Here is a 19219-nt window from a genome sequence, read left to right as displayed (position 1 = left end):
GTTGTTTCCAATCTTTCAAAGAACTTTACACCAAACCTTACGTTCAATGTTTGCCGATGTTTCGAATCCGATTCGTGTGACTCTTGCAGTCTACATCTTTATTTTTTTCTCTTTTCCGTTTCGCATCGTTTGCGTTGGGGTTGCAAAGGTGTATCAATTTTTGATTACCACCAAATCTTTTTAAAAGATTTTTATTCTTTCGAATAATTCCTTCAAACTCATTGTCACTACGCCTTACAGCTTATTGATTATCATCTGAAAAAAGAGAAAAAACGTATACTTGGGAAGAGCTTTTGTCGCTGTGCTTTCTATCAAAGCGGGATGCAAAAGTAGCCGTTTTTTCGTTACTGCCAAATAAATTTTGAAAGAATTTCGTAGATCCTTTCCCATGGCATTTCTACAACATCATTTTATCAGATAATAACCCCTCAGGATAAGCTACCTGCATCAAAAATAACCCCTGAGGCGGCACCGCAAAATCTGCATTCACACAATTCCGGCTTTCTATCGCATCTCTAAACCCCTGCATCGTCATCTTTCCCCGCCCTACTCTCAACATCGTTCCTACCAAACCCCTTACCATCCCCCTTAAGAAACGGTTAGCCGTAACGTTATAGACTATACGGGTACCATCCACCGTCCAACGCGATTCCTTTATCGCACATATATATGTCTTCACCTGCGAATTACGCTTGGAAAATGTTGTAAAGTCCTGATACTCTTTTAGAATACCCGCGGCTTCCTGCAATAAATCAACGTCTAAACGATAAGGAAAGAAATATCCCCTGTCCTGCAGAAAAGGATCCTTCTGCATATATATAGTGTATTCATAAGACCTGCTCAATGCTGCAAACCTGGAATGCGCATCATCCTTTACATTATATACATTCCGTAAAACAACATCAGGTGGAAGGATCGCATTTACTTTGTAGATAAACTGAGGATGTAAAGGCTTCTCCAGATCAAAATGCAGGAAGTTCTGCAAGGCATGTACTCCTGCATCCGTGCGACTGGATCCCGTTGTTTCAATCTTTTCCCGCATCAGCGTACTCAATGCATGATCGATCGCGGATTGCACCGTCTCTGCATTCTCCTGGATCTGGAAGCCATTGAACTTTGCTCCCTTATAGGCTACCTCTATAAAATACCTCATAATCCGCGAAGGTAACCCCTAAAAACAAAAAAAGCTCCTCGCGGAGCTTATCTTATTTATGTAACATGGCTTTGAACCGCCCCTTATAATAATCATCCGTCAGCACATTCTCCAGTGATGAATAATGTTCTGAATCCGATACCTTAGGATAGGCAAGGTCCAGCAGACGATAACGCGATTCATTCGTACCCAGCAACTGTACCAGTGTTTTTATCTGCGATGTCTCCAGGCAATAACCCTTTGTCTGACGACGAAATGCATCAATCATCCCGTCATCATCTTTACCTGCTACAAACTTCCGCAATACCTTTCTGAAGTTAGTTTCATCCAATACATTCCCACAATCAGAATTAATCATTTTTACTGCGGGCTTCTTCTCTTCTACCGGTTCCGTAACCGGCACAGCGACAGGTACTTCTGCCGGTACAACTGCAGGTGTTGTCCCTGCTTCTTCTGCCTCTTTCTTTTTGCGTCTCTCTCTCTTACTTTCCTTTGGATGGTCAATAGACAGATCACTTATGGCATAACCGGTTGAATCTGCAACGATATTATTTTCAGGTGTTTCTGTTTTATGTTTCTTCTTTTTAGATGGCGCAGGTGTTTCTTCCGCAGGAGCAACTACCGGATCGGGAGCAGGTATGGCTGCCTGTTTCGTACTATCCTCCGAAAAATTTATAAATGCAGGCTCATCTTCCTTCTTCGCAGCATGTCTCCTGCTTTTCTTTTCTACAGGAGCCAATGTGGAATCAAAGGCCAGCGCATCTGCTGTTGCTGCTGCCAGATGTTCTTCCGCGATTACATCTGCTGCTAACTTCTGCTCTTCAGGTGTTAATACGTCACGGCGCCTTTTACGGGGCTTCTTCGCAGCTGCCGGCGCTGCATCTGTAGTAGCAGCCACAGAATCAACCACTACTATATCATCCACCGGCGGCGGTACTTCCTCTACACGGTCATCTCCTACTACCTTGTCCAATGCATTGGAGAACGTGTTACCCTGTGGCTTTGCAACTGGCGGGGTAACAGGAACGGGGACAGGAACTGGAACTGGTGGAGCGATCGCATTTACAGGACGACTACCAGGTCCTACCGTTACGTCTGATGTATTCGTGAATGTAGAATCAAGATCTTTTTTGAGAGAGGTCATCATAGAATCCCCGGTTACCGGTGCAGGTATAACTGCTGCAGTTACCACGGTATCTTTTACAATGACTGCAGGTGTAACCGTTACCGACTCTTTTGGTACTCCCTTACTTGGCCTGATGGCGGCGAAAGTCTGGAGATTGTATAGTGCATATCCTTCATCCCCGTCTTTCTTAATCAGGTACCCCTGGTCATTGGTACCAGACATTTTCACCAGGAACTGCTGTTCCGGCCCACTGCCATTGGCAAAACCTATACGCAATGAAGCCGTACCGGCATGCACCTTTGATATAATCAGATATCCTTTATCAGAAGAACTGAGCACTTTACCCTCATATCTAACGTAAAAAGGCTGAGATCTTTCACTTTGCAGATAGATAAAATACTCCGGATCCTGCGCTCCGAGGTGTAAAGACACCACCAAAACGGCCAGGACAAATAAAAATCTTTTCAAATATTGCACCATACTCATGTCTTAAATAAAACAAATACTATTCCAATATGACCAGCACCTCTCCTTTTTCTACAGCTGTCCGCTCCGCTACCTTTATTTCCTTCACCACAGCATCTACCGTTGCCTTAAACACATTTTCCATTTTCATGGCTTCCAGGATCAGTACCGGATCTCCTTTTTTGATGACCTGCCCCGGCGTTACCAGGATTTTCAGGATCAGGCCCGGCATAGGTGCCTTAATATCATTGACTTTACGCGTCATGGCATCTTTGATCCCCATTGCAGACAACAGCTGGTCTATAGGCTCCTCAATAGCTACTTCATATTCCTGCTGATCTATTACGATAGTCACCATTTTAGCCTCCTTATCCACTTTCAACACCTGGGCCATGTAACTACGCCCGTCCAGAACGATACTGTAATTACCTGCCGGCAGTTCAATTCCCGAGTATGCTACCGGTTCCCCGTTACAGGTTTGCACTCCGGCTTCCGTATTAATAACGAACGGTGTATCACCATTGACAATTGCTTTGATCATTGTTGCACTTTAACTGAGCTGAACAAAAATAGTATTTTTAAGCACTTTAGCGGGCGCAGGCATTGCGAACGATCCCTAATTATAGCCAATTATCACGATTTAGCCAATATTAACAGTATGAGGTACTATTATTTGTGATAATTCCTGTTAATTCGTGGCAAAAATTGATCTATAAGATGTCTAAACCTTTTAAGCAAGTGCTGAAAAGCCTGCTGTTGGGAGGTGTTACCGGAATGTTCTTTCTTACTCCGGCAGTCGCACAGCAACAGGAAACCCCTCCGCAAAACGATCCCCTGCTAAAAATCTACCGGGGCACCACTACCAGGATAAATGATCTGGTGAACACCAAACTGGATGTACGTTTCGACTATCCTAAAAGATACCTCTACGGGAAAGCCTGGATCACATTAAAACCCCACTTCTACGCTACTGATTCCCTTTTGTTGGACGCTAAAGGTATGGAAATCAAACAAATAGCAGTAGTAAAAAATGGTAAAAATACACCTTTAAAATATGAGTACGACGGCTCCCAGCTGCACATTAAGCTGGATAAATCCTATCAGCGTACCGAGTCATATATTATATATGCAGACTATACTGCCCGTCCTGAAGAGGTAAAAGCAGAAGGCAGCGCGGCTATTACAGATGCCAAAGGTCTTTATTTCATTAACCATGATGGTACTGAACCCAATAAACCCATACAGATATGGACACAGGGTGAAACGGAATCCAACTCCGTATGGTTCCCTACTATAGACAGGACCGCTCAGAAAATGACGGATGAAATCAGTATGACCGTGGAAAAGAAATATGTAACCCTTTCCAATGGTAAGCTCGTAAGCCAGAAAGATAATGCAGATGGTACCCGTACCGATACCTGGAAAATGGAACTCCCCCACTCTCCTTACCTGGTAATGATGGCAGTTGGAGATTTCTCCATTGTAAAAGACCAATGGCGTGGTAAAGAGGTCAACTACTATGTAGAAAAACCTTACGCTCCATATGCCAAGGCCATCTTCGGTAACACACCGGAAATGCTCAGTTTCTATTCTGATATCCTGGGTTACGAATATCCCTGGGCGAAATACTCCCAGATCGTAGTAAGAGATTATGTATCAGGCGCTATGGAAAATACCACTGCTACCCTGCATGGCGATTTCCTCCAGAAAACTGATCGTGAACTGCTGGACAACAACCATTATGACGAAGCTGTTGTAGCACATGAACTGTTCCACCACTGGTTCGGTGACCTGGCTACTGCTGAATCATGGAGCAATCTTACCCTCAACGAATCTTTTGCAGACTATAGCGAATACCTCTGGCTTTCCCATAAATACGGGAAAGATATGGCGGATGATCATGCTTATAAAGCTGCTAAAAATTATATACAGTTTACAGAATATGCTGGTGACCGCGACCTGGTCCGCTTCCATTACCATGATAAAGAAGATATGTTCGATGCTGTTAGCTACCAGAAGGGTGGCCGTATCCTGAACATGCTGCGGAATGTGGTAGGTGACAGCGCGTTCTTTAAATCCTTAAATCTTTACCTGAAAACGAATGCCTTTAAATCTGCCGAAGCACATCAGCTGCGTCTTGCTTTTGAAGAAGTGAGCGGACAGGATTTAAACTGGTTCTTTAACCAGTGGTACTTTGGTCAGGGATACCCTATCCTGGATATCAGTTATAATTATGATGATGCAGGTAAAAAGGTAAGTGTGATCATTCAGCAGAAACAACCCGGTGATAAAGTATTCGAACTGCCGATTGCTATTGATGTATACGCTGGTGGTAAGAAAACACGCCATCTTGTTACCATTAATGATAAGTCTGAAACCTTTACTTTCCCTTATACTACCAGGCCTGATTTTGTGAATGTGGATGCGGAGAAAGTAATTCTGGATGATAAAGATGATCATCGTGATATAAATACTTACATCTTTGAGTATGCGAATGCGCCTGAATATGGTGATCGCCGTGAAGCTATTGAGGCTTGTCTGAAAGAACAGACAACCAATCCTGCTGCACGTAAGACCGTTATTGCTGCACTGAAAGATAAGTTCTATGGCCTGCGTTCCCTTACTGTAGCGGGTCTTGAAATGGAAGATGAAAGCGTGAAAACTGCTGCTCTTCCTGTATTACAGCAACTGGCTCAGAATGATGAGAATTCCTCTGTAAGGGCTGCTGCACTGAGACAATTAGGCAAACTGAAAGATAAACAACTGATCCCTTTGTTTGAGAAGGCAACAAAAGACCGCTCTTATGCTGCTGCAGGTGCCGGATTAGCTGGCCTGGCACAGCTGGACCTGGAAAAATCGTACGCCCTGGCTAAACAACTGGAAGCAGAATCCAAAGGTGCATTGAGTAATGCAATTGCTACTGTGTACGCACAGAAAGGGAATGATGCTGATGTAGCCTTCTTTGCAAAAGCATTTGACGAAGCGAACGGGCAGGAGAAGTTTGAGGCTGCCATGCAGTACATCGGCATCTTAGCGAATGTTGATAACACAGAAACTGTGATCAAAGGGCTGGACCAGATCCAAAATATGGCTAAGTTGTTTAACAATAAAATGGTAAACAGCTATCTTGTTAAGATGCTGCAACCGCTTGCCAAAAAGAAACAGGATAAGGCTTCTCTGGCTACTCCTGAAATAAAAGCGGAGTTGAATAAACAGAGTGATTATATATTGAAGATTGTGAATAGTCTGAATAAATAGATAATTCCTTTACAAAAAGAGGATGTATCGTTTGATACATCCTCTTTTTTATTTTGTAGATTTTACTTAAAGAGGAACAGAAGAGCAACTGATAAGCTTCAAAAGAGCTTTATCTTACGCTTATCCTTCGCTTTTTAGCGTAAGACAAGCGTAAGATAAAGCTCTTCAGTTGCCCTTCAGAACCTATTCAGTGTATTGTTACAGTGCTATTTCCGAATGTCTCTCAGGTATTATAATATCAAAGAATCCCTTTTTCTTCAACCAATCGGCTAAAATAAGCTGTACTTCGTACTCCCCATGTACCAGGAATAATTTCTTTACTTTTTGCGGGTCCTGGCAGGCTAACCAATGCCCAAGGTCTTCATAATCTCCATGCGCACTCATAGAACGGATAGATCCTACTTCTGCCTTCACTTCATAATGGGTACCATAAATAGATACTTCCTTCGCACCTCTCATCAGCCTTCCGCCCAGGGATTGGGGCTCACAATAACCAACCAGCAGGATCGTGTTCTTCGGATTATTAATATTATTGACGATATGATGTTTTACACGCCCAGCTTCCGCCATACCCGATGCAGAAATGATTACGCAAGGTTCCTCCCGGAAGTTGAGTTGTTTGGATTCATCTACCGTTTCGATAAAATGCAGGCCGGGAAAGTCGAAAGGATCATCATCTATCTCCAGTAACTTCGTCAGTTTTTTATTAAAGACTTCCGGATGGCTTCTTACTACTTCTGTTGCTTCCATTGACAACGGACTATCTACAAAGATCTCCACCCTGGGTAACCTCCCCTCTAACTGCGCCTTATTTAATGTATATAATAATTCCTGGGTACGCCCTACGCTAAAGGCAGGGATGATCAGTTTACCCCTTTTCTCTATACAGGTATGCTGAATATGTTGCAGAAGCAAAGGCTCGGAAGGAGCAGCTTCTGCATGCAACGTACTGCCATAGGTAGATTCCATCAGGATATAATCCGATTGAGGGAATACATCCGGGGAACGGAGAATATCATCATTATAGCGGCCAATGTCTCCGCTAAAAGAGATTTGTGTAGTCTTACCATCTTCCTTAATCCGCAGGTGTACTGCGGCACTGCCGATGATATGGCCCGCATCGGTAAATAATACTTCCACATCTTCATCTACCTTAAACCAGGTCTTATAATTTACGGGTTTAAGCGCCTTTACACTCTTTTCCGCATCAGGAATGGTATATAAAGGCGCTATTGGTGGCTGTCCTTCCTTTTGCCTTTTCTTATTGATATACTTTACATCATCTTCCTGGATCTTTGCAGAGTCCATCAATAAGATTTCTGTAAGATCGAGTGTAGCAGGGGTACAGAAGATCGTCCCTTTAAAACCTCTTTTTATCAGTAAAGGGATCAGACCAGTGTGGTCTATATGCGCATGGGACAGGATCATGTGTGTTACCTGTGATGCATCAAACCCAAAGTCTTCATTCAGCGCATCTGTTTCTTTTCCCATTCCCTGGAACAATCCACAATCCAGCAAGATCTTCTTGCCATTTTTTAAAGTGATCAGGTGTTTAGAACCGGTGACAGTCCGTGCTGCTCCGTGAAATGCTATCTTCATATTTATATTTTTGCCTTAAAAGACCAGGTGATCCTGAAGATTGCAATTGCTGTACCATCATGGCTTTTACCGGTACTGTCAACTGTGAGTGTTACTCCTTCTCCTGTCTCTATTGCTTTATTTACGGCTGTTGCTATTGCACTCCCTCCATCGCAGGTGAAATATGTTTTACCTGTAGCCTTTTTCACAAAGGTGGCTTCCATACCGGTTACCAGCATGGATACCTGTTTGGGGGCAGCAGCGCGGACATGTATAATGGCCAGCATTCCTGTACTCATTTCAGCCGCCATACCCAGGCATGCGAAATAGGTAGAACGAAAAGGATTCTGCGAGAGCCATTTGTATGGTACTACTGTTATACAACTATCTTCCTGTATTTGTTTTACTCTCACACCTGCCAGCCAGGCGCTGGGCAGTTTCCATAACAGGTATAATGAGAACTTTAGCGGATGCTGTACAAAACGGATGAAGGAAGTGTTGCTCATGGGTTATTGGTTTACATAATGGGCAGGGTTCAGTGCATCCGGCGACCATTCCTTCAACATCGCCTCTACTTTCTGCTTGTCGTAAGTGTCAGCAGATTCCAGCAAAGCCGAGTTTTGTGTATGCAGTCTTTTCCCTTTGGCATCAAGAATAACCAATACCGGAAATCCGAAACGCTGGGGATAACCCAGGCTCTGAAGTATAGGCAGGTTCTTGTTCTCTTTGCTATAGTTGAGGTGATATACGATATAGTTTTTGTCTGCGAGGGCGTGTAATGTGGTATCATCCTGCACAAACTTATAAAAGCGTTTGCACCAGATACACCAGTTGCCGCCTATCTGTAACAGGATATGTTTATTCTCAGCTGCTGCCTGCTTTTCTGCTTTGGCCAGGTCGGCGCTGGCATCAGCCGTTGGATCATAAATATGTTCCAGGTCCTGGGCCTTCAGCACAGGAGCGGCTAACAATAAAAGAGTTGCTATGATTAACGCCTTCATATGATTAATGATTTAGAGCTTCCACATATGCATGTATGGCCATTTGTGCATTTACCAGGGCTTCTCCCGGTGCCGGTTTCACTGGAACATTGTGCATGTTGGCATCCAGCATTGCTGCATTGGTATTATCAGCCAGCTGTAAGCGGATGATTTCCTTCAACTGCTCCTGTAACTGCGGTTCATAAATGGGGAAACATACTTCTATACGGCGGAGAAGGTTGCGGTTCATCCAGTCGGCAGAACCCATGTACACTTCTTCCTGCCCGTCATTGTGAAATATGAATACCCTGGCATGTTCCAGGTAACGGTCTACGATACGCCTTACTGTAATGTTACGACTTTCAGGTTGTTCCGGCAAGAGGCAGCAGATACTCCTTACAAGCATCCGTACTTCTACCCCGGCATCGCTGGCAGCGTACAGTCTGGCAATCATGTCTTTTTCCTGTAAGTTATTGAGCTTAATAGTGATACGGGCAGGTTTACCGGCTTTCGCATTGGAGATTTCCCGGTCTATCATTTCAGAGAAGCGGTCTACCAGGTTGAATTGTGCTACCAGCAGGTGCTTAAAAGGCAGGTAGCTGTAACGCCCCGGTTGCTCTCTTGTTTGCAGATAGAGGAATAACAGTTCCAGCTCCTGCGTCATACCCCGGTGGGCAGTCAGTAATACATGGTCTGTATAGAAACGGGCAGTGCTTTCGTTGAAATTACCGGTAGCCATCAGGCCGGCGTAGTCCCATACATAACCACGGCGGCGTTTTACCAGGGCTATCTTGGCATGGACTTTCAGTCCGGGGATGCTGTACACGATTTTCACGCCGGCGGCTTTCATCTTCTTGGCCCAGCGGATATTATTCGCTTCATCAAAGCGGGCTTTAAGTTCCACGAACACGGTCACCTGCTTACCGTTGCGGGCAGCACTGATCAGTGCGTTGGCGATCTGTGAGCCGGAAGCGATCCGATACAGGGTGATATAGATTTCCACCACGGTAGGATCTACAGCGGCTTCGTTGAAGAAGCGGAGTATATAATCGTATCGTTGGTAGGGAGCATGTAAAAGGATATCCCGCTTCAGCACTTCTTCCAGTAAGCGGGGTACATTGTCCAGCGCATGCATCTGTACGGCTGGCTGACGGGGGTAAGTGAATAAAGGGGATTTGACCGGCATCGGCAGGTCCATCAGGTCTTTCAGGTTATGATAACGCCCTCCCCTCACCATCTCTTCCGGCAGAATTTTAAAGTATACTGCCAGTAGTTGCCTTAATGCCAAAGGCGTGGCCGCATCATACAGGAAGCGGGTAGGAATGCCCAGTTCTCTTTTGGCGATCATGGTTTCTACCTGTTCCAGCACATCGTTCGCCAGCTCATTCATATCGGTTTCAGCATCCCGGGTAATCTTAATGCTGTAGCAGCCATTGACGGTATAACCAGGGAATATAAAACCGACATTCTCACGGATCACATCATCCAGCATGATGATGTAGGATATATCATCTATGGACGGCAACTCGGTAAAACGGGGTAACTGATTGCTGGGAATATTCACCAGCGCATATTTCAGCATATCCGGTTCTTCCGCTGTTGACAACGATACCACTACATACAGCAGGTTGTTTTCCAGGAATACGTCTTCCGGTTGATGCCCCTGCAGCCATAAGGGTTGCAGGAAAGCCAGCACACGGGTGAGGAAATATTCCCTGATATCTGCCTTGTGCGCTGCATGTACCGGCTCATTATAGTAAAGATGTATGTGATTGTTATGTAAAGCAGGCAGCAGGCTTTGTGTAAGGGTCTGACCAAACTCGCCCAGCTGACGGCTGATCTCTTCCTGTACAGCGGGCAGCATACTTTCGGCGGAACCAGCTGCAGAAGGATCTGTACGGAGCAGGTGATCTACTGCCAGCACTGCGGGCATACGTACACGAAAAAACTCATCCAGGTTGGATGAGAAGATAGACAGGAATTTTATACGTTCGTATAAAGGCACCGTGCTATCGTTGGCCATGCACAATACCCGATAGTTAAAAGACAACCAGCTCAGATCGCGGTCGAACAGCGGCAGATTCACAGAGATATTATCCATTGGTTAGTTCTTCACCGGAAAAAAGAGTGCAGCAATCAGGAATGCCAGCACTGATATAATCAAACCGAACATAAAGATGTTGTATGCTATCCTCAGTTGTTTGTATTTTTTACCAAGTACTACGCCAAGGTGATAAATATCCTGGATCATACTTGCATATACGTAGTCGTTGTCTCTCATCATTTCCGTCATACCCCAGGTATAATCTTCCAGGGACATTTTATGGAAATTACCGAAGAACAGGAGATTGGTCTTTTTCTTGTCAATGTCATCCCGGGTAAAACGTCCGACATTTACATTGGGGCGGGTAGCCAGTACAGAGAAAATGATGGTTACTACTCCTGTAAGTAAGAAGATAACAGCAGGAATAATCAGGTTGGGATAGTCTTCCAGTCTTCTGAACAATACACCCAATATCACTGATACGATAATTGAATTTACCGAAATCATGATATGCGCCTTACTATCTGCCATGGAACTCAAACGGATATGGTTAGTGGAAGTAGTACGGAACATCGTTTCTACCCCACGGCCAGGTTTAGGTTCTTTAGGCTCTTTTTCTTTCTTCTTTTTAGGCTCTTCTGCTACAGGTTTCTCCACCACTGCAAAAGCAGCTTCTTCTCTTGCCCCTTTTTTACCGGCAGCAACAACGGCTGCTTCTGCCTCTTTAACTTCATGTTTATGTTTCTTCTTTGCCTTATCCAATTGCTTTTCGAGTTTTTCTTTTAACCACTCAATATTCGCTTCTTTCTGTTGTTGCAATAATGCTTTGCAATAGGCGGTATGATAATGCTGTTCTTCCAGCAGACGCAGGGAACCTTCTGTCCAAACGGCTCCCGGAATTTCCTTGCCATACGTCAGTTCCATTTCCTCATGCAGCAGCTTGGTACGGGTCTTGAAATCTTTGGTACCCAGGTTGAACAGGTCTGCATCACAAACAATCTGTTCCAAAAGGTTATGAGGGTCCTGCGGCATTTTGGTAGCCATAATACAATCGCTTACCTGCTGTTGTACATTTAGCGGAACCTGTTGTACAATTAAAAAATTCCGTGCCAGCTCCACCCCCTTCTCTTCATGTGTTTTAGCCTCTCCCAACAGGTATCCCAGGTCATGAAACCAGGCCGCTACATATACTACCAGCAGGTCCGTGTCTTCCAGCCTGTAATGCGCTGCAATCTGCTCTGCTGCTGCAACCACCTGTCTTGTGTGTTCAAGATTATGATACACCAGCTGGGGATGCGGATGATCTTTATACTGTGCCGTTACATATTGTTGGGCAGCCTCTATGATTAAACCTGTTTGCATAAGCATTAGTTAAAAAAGCACTACTAATACAGCAAGTTACTGCATTTTTAAGTTAATTTTATTTCACGAATCGTAAATACAAACAGCTTTCATTAAACGTGCACTAAATAATAGGAAATGTGCAACAATTAATTCCGGATTTATGCGTATATGGCATCTTGTAATACCCCTCGTTCTCCTTTCCTGTAACCAGTTTAAAAACCGGCAGGATAAAAATTTCGACTCTCCCAAAGGTTATGATCTTAGGGAGCCAGTACGTTATTATGTAAGACAGTCTATGCAGGAAATATCAGGTATTCTGCTGGCTCCGGATGAGCAGCATATACTGGCTATCAATGATGAACAGGGCCGTGTATTTTCTATAGATGTTAATGCCAATAAACCCTATCCTTCCTGGAAATTTGATAAAAGCGGTGACTATGAAGACATTGCTACCGATGGGAAAGATGTGATGGTACTCAAAAGCAACGGACATCTTTACCATGTACTTAACCTCTTCTCAGATTCTACCGATGCAGAATCTTATAAATTTCGTGAACCGGGTAAAAGGGAATTTGAATCACTCTACTTCGACTCTACCCGCAATAGTATGATCCTGGTCTGCAAAGCCTGTGAAGAAGATAAAGGACAACGCAGAACAACTGCCTACAGCTTCAATATGGCTACATGGGAGTTTAGTGATACCCCTGCTTACCAGATCAATATAGAAGAGATTGAAAAAATAACCGGTGATAAGATCGCGCAATTCAAACCTTCTGCTGCGCTGATACATCCCATAGAGAAAAGGTTGTATATCCTTGCCGCCGTGAACAGATTACTGGTGATCACAGACCTCAACGGCAAGGTGCTGGAAGCATACAACCTCAGGCATACTATATTCAGACAACCAGAAGGAATCTCGTTCGCTCCAAACGGAGATATGTATATATCCAACGAATCAGCAGACGAAGCACAGGCGAATATTTTAAAATTCAAATATCACCATTGAATTTATAACGATGATGAAAATTAGACACATACTCCCCTTATTACTCCTTCCTGCACTTGCACAGGCGCAGACAGACAGCCTCGCCCGCAGGATCATCCTGATAGGCGATGCAGGAGAATTACACCAGGACGGACACAACCCGGTAATAGATGCGGTGAAGAAACGTTTCGATCTTCAGGATTCCAGGAACACAGTACTGTTCCTGGGTGATAACGTATACCCGCTGGGAATGCCAGACCCCGCGTCTTCCCGCTTCCCGCAGGCAAAACAGATACTGGATTACCAGGTAGACCTGGTACGCAATACTGCGGCACAGGCGATCTTTATTCCGGGTAACCACGACTGGAAACGGTCTAAGCCCGATGGATGGCGGACCGTTATGAATGAACAGCAGTACATAGACTCACTGCAACTACCCAACGTTAACTTCCTGCCAAAGGATGGTTGCCCGGGACCAGTGGAAGTGGCGCTGGATAAAAACGTAACACTGATCATCATGGATACGGAATGGTGGCTGTTCCCTTTTTCCAAACCGGGACCAGAATCTTCCTGCGACTGTAAAACAAAAGACGATGTGCTGGCACAGCTGAGTGATATCATCAGCCGCAACCGTAATAAACTGATTATCTTTGCGGCGCATCATCCTTTCCGCAGTTATAGCGTACATGGTGGCTATTATACCATCAAGCAACATATCTTCCCTTTTACTGATCTTAAACCCAATTTATATATCCCGCTACCCGTTATCGGTTCTATCTACCCACTTACCCGTGGGGTATTTGGTACTCCGGAAGATATTCCAAATCCAGACTACCAGCAGATGATAAAGGGTGTGGAAGCGGCCATGAAACCACATGGTCCTGCGGTATTTGTTTCGGGGCATGACCATACTTTACAACTGATCAAAGACCAGCAGAACTTTTATGTAGTGAGTGGCAGTGGCGCTAAAGAGAACCGTGTGAAGAAAGGCAGTAAGTCTTTGTTTGCCAGTAATGAAAACGGTTACACGGCCCTGGAGATTTCTACCAGCGGTGCAGTATCTGTAAAATATTACACAGTAGAGAAAACTGAAGCCCCTGTTTATGGAGCACAGCTTTTCAGCATACAGGATGTACGTTCACAGGAAATAGCGAATACCACTCCGCCAGCCAGTGAATTACCTTCTACCATCAGAATGGCGGCTGATACGCAATACACAAACAAAAGCAGTTTCCACCGCTGGCTGCTGGGGAACAACTATCGTGAGGTATGGGCTACCCCGCTGAACTTCCCGGTAATGGACCTGCACAAAGAAAAAGGCGGGTTAACCATTTTACAGCGTGGGGGTGGTATGCAGACGTTATCATTACGTCTGAAAGATAGTAATGGCGAAGAATGGGTATTGCGCTCCCTGAAGAAATATCCTGAGAAAGCAATCCCTGAACCACTGAAGCAAACAGTGGCCAAAGAAGTGGTACAGGACCAGATCTCTGCTTCCAATCCTTATGGTCCACTGGTAGTAGCGCCACTGGCAGAAGCTGCGGGTATTCCTCATAATAACCCAACATTTGTATATCTCCCGAAAGATACTTCCCTGGGTATTTATATGAATACCTTCGGAGATGATGTTTATCTGTTTGAAGAACGTGAAGCGGATGTAAAAGGCAAGACACTCAATACACTGAAAGTATTAGATCAAATACAAGGTGACAATGATAATACAACTGACCAGCCGGCAACTTTAAATGCACGACTGCTGGATATCATGATGGCTGACTGGGACCGCCACGATGACCAGTGGCGCTGGGGTGTAGAAAAGAACAAGAAAGAAAAAACGAAAGTGTTTTATCCTATTCCACGCGACAGGGACCAGGCATTTTTCGTTAATGAAGGTGTTATCCCAAGAGCCGCTTCACATAAATGGGGGCTGCCTAACTTCCAGGGATTCCGTAAAAACATTCCTAACGTAGAAAGGTTCAATGTATCTGCACAGGTTTTCGACCGCTCTTTCATGAATGAACTGAGTGAGCAGCAATGGAAAGATATCACACATGCTTTTGTATTAAAGATGACGGATACCGTACTTGCCGGTGCTGTAAACAAGCTGCCCGATACTATTAAAGCAATGGTAGGCAACCGTACTTATACTACGATGCAGGCCCGCAGGGATATCCTGGAAAAAGAATCCAACAAGTTCTATCGTTTCCTTGCACATAACGTGGATGTAACGGGTAGTAAGAAACAGGAATTATTCTCTATAGAACGTTTGCCTGAAGGACGTTTATCCGTTAATGTGAATAAGGTCAATAAAAAAGGAGAGCTGGAACAAAGCATTTATTCCCGCGTTTTTGATCCTAAAGATACCCGTGAAATAAGGTTGTACGGTTTAGGCGGAGAGGATAAATTTGAGATCAGGGGAGATAATCATACCCCTATCAAAGTACGTATCATTGGCGGTAAAGATACTGATACTTATGTAGATAGTTCGGGGATGCGTGCAGGCGGACATATTAAGATCTATGATCTTTCCAACGGTAAAGACAGCTTCTTACTGAGTGGTCATGAGAGAAAGATCTTATCATCAGATCCTGAAGTAATCAGTTATAAGCGAATCTTCCCTTATAAATACGATAAACTGATGCCGCTGGCAACAGCAGGATATAACCCGGATGATGGTATTTCCCTGGGCTTAGGATTTCAGTTTACAGGACAGGGCTTCCGTAAATCTCCTTTTGCCGTAAGACATACGCTCACGGCAGGGCATGCACTGGCTACCAATGCATGGCAGTTCCGTTACCTGGGAGAGTTTACAGATGTTATTGGTCATACGGACTTTGTATTGTCTGCCTCTGCCAAAGCACCGGATAATACGATCAACTTCTTCGGATATGGTAATGAAACTGTGTATGACAAGAATAATCCGCTGAAAATCCGTTATTACAGGGCAAGATTTAGTCTGTACGACTTACAACCATTACTGCAAAGCAAATTATCTCCTGATGTAAAACTGATCTATGGTCCTACATTTAATTATTACAGGATGGATCAACCGGATAATATAAACCGTAATATTTTTGACTTTGCACATAACGGACTTGACTCTGCGGATGTATACCAGGCAAAGACCTATGCAGGTTTAAAACTGGGTTTACAGATAGATACCCGTGATAATAAGGTCTCTGCTACCAGGGGAATATTATGGTCTACCTATTTACATGGTAACCAGGGACTGAACCAGGAGAACAGGCATTACCTGCAGTTACAGACAGATATGAGTATCTATACCAGCTTCAACGTTCCTGCCAAACTGGTATTGGTAACACGTTTCGGAGCTAATAAGATCTGGGGAGAGTATGAATACTTCCAGGCTGTAACGCTGGGTGGTGCGCAGAATCTGCGTGGTTACCGTAACTATCGTTTTGCAGGAAATGCTTCTGTATATAATAATACAGAGTTAAGGTTGAAACTGTTTGAATTCCAGTCTTACCTTTTCCCTGCAAGTGTGGGACTGATTGCATTTAATGATGTAGGGCGTGTATGGCTGAAAGGTGAAACATCCAAGGTATGGCATGATGGGTATGGCGGAGGATTGTACTTCTCTCCTATCAATATGTTTATACTGACGGCTACAGTAGGTAATTCAAATGAAGGCTTGTTGCCGTATATTTCGTTCGGATTTAAGTTCTGATAAAAGATATAAAAAAAGCCCTGTTGCTCTCCGCAACAGGGCTTTTTTATTTATATATAGTCTGGTTAGTCCACGATCACTTTTACCCTCACGGCTCTTAGCCCACTCACTCCCTGTAAATCTTCCAGGTCCAGCATTTCTACATCAGAAGACAGGATACCTTTGTTTTGCAGGAAGTTGATATATTTCAGATATTCTTCCATCTCTTTCGCATATGCATATACGATAGCAATAGTACCTGGCTGCGTCAAACGTTCACCGGTCTGGCGTACTCTTACTTTATCTATCCGTTTTTTGATGATCTCATAACGGATATTATAAGCGCCTTCCACATCAAAGCGGCGTTCATCCTGGCGGAAGCTGATATCTATAGGGTTGCTGTGCGCCAGTATCAGCTGTGTGGTTAATAAAGGCACTTTCAGTTTAGGGACCAGTTTATGTGTAAGCCTTGCAATCTCCGCCATAGATGACATCTGCCACAGGCGCAGGTTGCGCAGGTATAACATGTCGAACTTACGGTTTTGTGCAATAGCCTGACCTATATAGATATTGTATTCCAGTCCATCGGTACGGTACTTCTCGAAGTAACATGGGAAAGACTGCTGGATTTTATCTTTCTCTACATCCAGGTACTGACCTATTTCAACATTGAGTTGAGCCAGGCTGTCTTCATATTCTTCACGGTGATGCTGAATATGTCCTTCTGTTTTACCTACCAGAGAAAAGTAGTTTTCAAGGGCAGGTTGTAGAATCGGGTGACTATCATACAGGTGACGGAATAGCGGTTGTATTTCATCATCCAGGTAATCATTCACCTTTAGTTCATCTTCAGACAACATACCACTGGTGATACCGGTGATCAGGTCATTATTTTTATATTGCAGCTCTTCCAGGAGAGGCAGGTAAATAGCCTCACTGGCGTGTTGCAGGGTATCTTTGATAAGCAATAACTGTTCTTTCAGATCGTCGTGAATAGCATTACTACGTTCTGTGGAAGAGTTGCGGATATCTACCGCACCATATAAAGGATATACATCTTCAAAAGAAATGTTACCGATGTCTTCTCTTTCCTTTTTAGGTGTATGCAGGTAATGCCATGCAGCATCTATGAATTTCCATTCTACAGCAGGCTGTAAAGCAGTGAACTGTTCTTTTATAACACCTACGATCTTATTATTCAGGATATCCAGTCCACGGTTAAGTAACATGATCACCAGCGAATACGCAGGTATTGCCCTGCCCATTGTTTCCTGACTGATCCTGTTTGGGATGGAAGAGGCCAGCTCTACGATACCCAGCAACTGATCTTCGTGCCATATAGGGCACATTACAAAACTCCTGATCCCTTTCAGCGGAAGATATTTCAGGAAAGGATAGCTGATAGGGGTTGTTTCATTTACATCAGGAATCAATAAAGGATCGCGGTGAGACATTACATACTGCTGCAGTTGCTGAAACAATTGCTGCTGTTGTTTTTCATTTCCCTTCACGCCTAACATCAGACCTGTTTCGCACAGATTGCATTCCAGTACGTAGCGCCCATTGATTTTAGGAACGGGTATGATATGTACTGTCAAATCCGTTTCCTGCATCAGTGACTGCACTTCCTCTTCCATGCGGCGGTAGGTTTGCTGTTCGTTACCTTCCGACATATTCAGGATCAGGTTCCTCATGCTGTTCTGCACTTCATCTCTGGTTACATCCTGTACGGTCCAGATTACAAATCCTTCCAGGGAAAAGTTTTGCAGTGGTATTAACTCCTGTAATGCATCCAGTGAAAACTGGCGCATACAGAGGTTATCGTAAGCGACCTTTGGCGCATCTCCTTTTATCTTTACATCAACGAAACGGGGATCGATATTTACTTTTATGTATTTCTTCAATCCATTTCCTTCCGGTACTGTTATCTGGTGAATGATTTCGTTTGCGTATGTTACCGGGAACCCATATACTTTTTCCAGAATCAGTTTATACAGCCACTCCAGTCTATCCCGTTTAATCTTCTCATGCGGGATTCCTTGTGGTACAGCCACCAGTCCTTCTCCATTAGCTCCGAACAGATCTTTGAAAAGATCTGAATAATAGAAAATTGCGAATTTACTAGGGATACCTATACCATAGATATCTTTATTCATGTCTACTGTAACCGGAAATATAGTAGCGATTACCAGGTCAATATATTCCTGGTAAGCAGACATGTCGTCTGCTCCTGCGATAGGACCCAGCAGAGCCGGATTACCTTCAAAGCGTTTTATGATCTGTTGGTAGTACGCGGCACGTGCGTCTTCTTTGTTGTTTGCCTTTTGTTTCAGAAAATTTACATAAGGGGCGAACGAGATATGGCTGTCTATCAGAACTTCTCCTTCCTTAAATATTTCCGAATTGGCGGATAATACTTTCATAATCTAATATGTGTAAAAATGACTCATCTCTTATATTTAGACGATTAAGAGCATAATATATTGTGTCTGTTAAAAGCAGTGGTGTCAGTGTGCAGGATTAAGCAAAAGGTTGAGATAAGATTTAGCAAAGTTATAACAATTCACTTATATCAGGAGCAAAAAAAATTGCAGATTTGCCTTCGCAAACCTGCAATAA

At 44.0% G+C, this 19219-nt stretch carries 12 protein-coding genes; 3 read left to right on the top strand and 9 right to left on the bottom strand.

The genetic code is table 11. From position 1 onward, the window contains the following. Window positions 1-397 precede the first annotated feature (397 nt). The 3 genes from truA to BMW86_RS13760 are packed head-to-tail and all read right to left on the bottom strand — an operon-like array spanning window position 398 to window position 3285. Complete coding sequence (gene truA, locus BMW86_RS13770) at window positions 398-1153, bottom strand: tRNA pseudouridine(38-40) synthase TruA (RefSeq protein ID WP_089782322.1); 756 nt, start codon at window positions 1151-1153, stop codon at window positions 398-400. 52 nt (window positions 1154-1205) lie between these two features. Next, a complete protein-coding gene (locus BMW86_RS13765; RefSeq protein ID WP_177189261.1) occupies window positions 1206-2747 on the bottom strand; it encodes a DUF4476 domain-containing protein in 1542 nt (513 codons plus the stop codon). Between the two features lie 37 nt (window positions 2748-2784). After that, window positions 2785-3285: a biotin/lipoyl-containing protein gene (locus tag BMW86_RS13760; RefSeq protein ID WP_089782320.1), complete on the bottom strand. Its 501-nt coding sequence runs from the start codon at window positions 3283-3285 to the stop codon at window positions 2785-2787. 176 nt (window positions 3286-3461) lie between these two features. On the opposite strand from BMW86_RS13760, the gene BMW86_RS13755 reads away from it, so the two are divergent. Next, window positions 3462-6002, top strand: a complete 2541-nt coding sequence (locus BMW86_RS13755; RefSeq protein WP_089782319.1) for a M1 family aminopeptidase — start codon at window positions 3462-3464, stop codon at window positions 6000-6002. A 198-nt stretch (window positions 6003-6200) separates the two neighbouring features. Here BMW86_RS13755 and BMW86_RS13750 read toward each other — a convergent pair whose 3' ends face one another. The 5 genes from BMW86_RS13750 to BMW86_RS13730 are packed head-to-tail and all read right to left on the bottom strand — an operon-like array spanning window position 6201 to window position 11966. Beyond that, entirely contained in the window at window positions 6201-7601 is a 1401-nt protein-coding gene (locus tag BMW86_RS13750; protein ID WP_089782318.1) for an MBL fold metallo-hydrolase RNA specificity domain-containing protein, read from the bottom strand. A gap of 2 nt (window positions 7602-7603) precedes the next feature. Next, window positions 7604-8086: a DUF4442 domain-containing protein gene (locus tag BMW86_RS13745; protein WP_089782317.1), complete on the bottom strand. Its 483-nt coding sequence runs from the start codon at window positions 8084-8086 to the stop codon at window positions 7604-7606. A gap of 3 nt (window positions 8087-8089) precedes the next feature. Then, window positions 8090-8581: a thioredoxin family protein gene (locus tag BMW86_RS13740; RefSeq protein WP_089782316.1), complete on the bottom strand. Its 492-nt coding sequence runs from the start codon at window positions 8579-8581 to the stop codon at window positions 8090-8092. Window positions 8582-8585: 4 nt separating this feature from the next. Continuing rightward, window positions 8586-10661, bottom strand: coding sequence for a polyphosphate kinase 1 (gene ppk1, locus BMW86_RS13735; RefSeq protein WP_089782315.1), 2076 nt, complete (start codon window positions 10659-10661; stop codon window positions 8586-8588). A 3-nt stretch (window positions 10662-10664) separates the two neighbouring features. Then, window positions 10665-11966 carry a Pycsar system effector family protein gene (locus BMW86_RS13730; protein WP_089783677.1) on the bottom strand — a complete coding sequence of 434 codons (1302 nt, stop codon included), beginning with the start codon at window positions 11964-11966 and terminating at the stop codon, window positions 10665-10667. Window positions 11967-12108: 142 nt separating this feature from the next. On the opposite strand from BMW86_RS13730, the gene BMW86_RS13725 reads away from it, so the two are divergent. Both BMW86_RS13725 and BMW86_RS13720 read left to right on the top strand, forming a co-directional pair. After that, window positions 12109-12954, top strand: coding sequence for an SdiA-regulated domain-containing protein (locus BMW86_RS13725; RefSeq protein WP_089782314.1), 846 nt, complete (start codon window positions 12109-12111; stop codon window positions 12952-12954). 10 nt (window positions 12955-12964) lie between these two features. Next, the gene (locus BMW86_RS13720) at window positions 12965-16621 is read left to right on the top strand and encodes a BamA/TamA family outer membrane protein (RefSeq protein WP_089782313.1); all 3657 of its coding nucleotides are present in this window, start codon (window positions 12965-12967) and stop codon (window positions 16619-16621) included. A 65-nt stretch (window positions 16622-16686) separates the two neighbouring features. Here the strand turns inward: BMW86_RS13720 and BMW86_RS13715 are convergent, their stop codons facing one another. After that, window positions 16687-19023 carry a GAF domain-containing protein gene (locus BMW86_RS13715; protein ID WP_089782312.1) on the bottom strand — a complete coding sequence of 779 codons (2337 nt, stop codon included), beginning with the start codon at window positions 19021-19023 and terminating at the stop codon, window positions 16687-16689. Window positions 19024-19219 lie beyond the last annotated feature (196 nt).

Source organism: Chitinophaga sp. YR573 (assembly GCF_900110995.1).
Taxonomy (GTDB): domain Bacteria; phylum Bacteroidota; class Bacteroidia; order Chitinophagales; family Chitinophagaceae; genus Chitinophaga.
The sequence above is the reverse complement of the archived record's forward strand: the minus strand, read 5'-3'. Positions and strand labels throughout refer to the sequence as shown.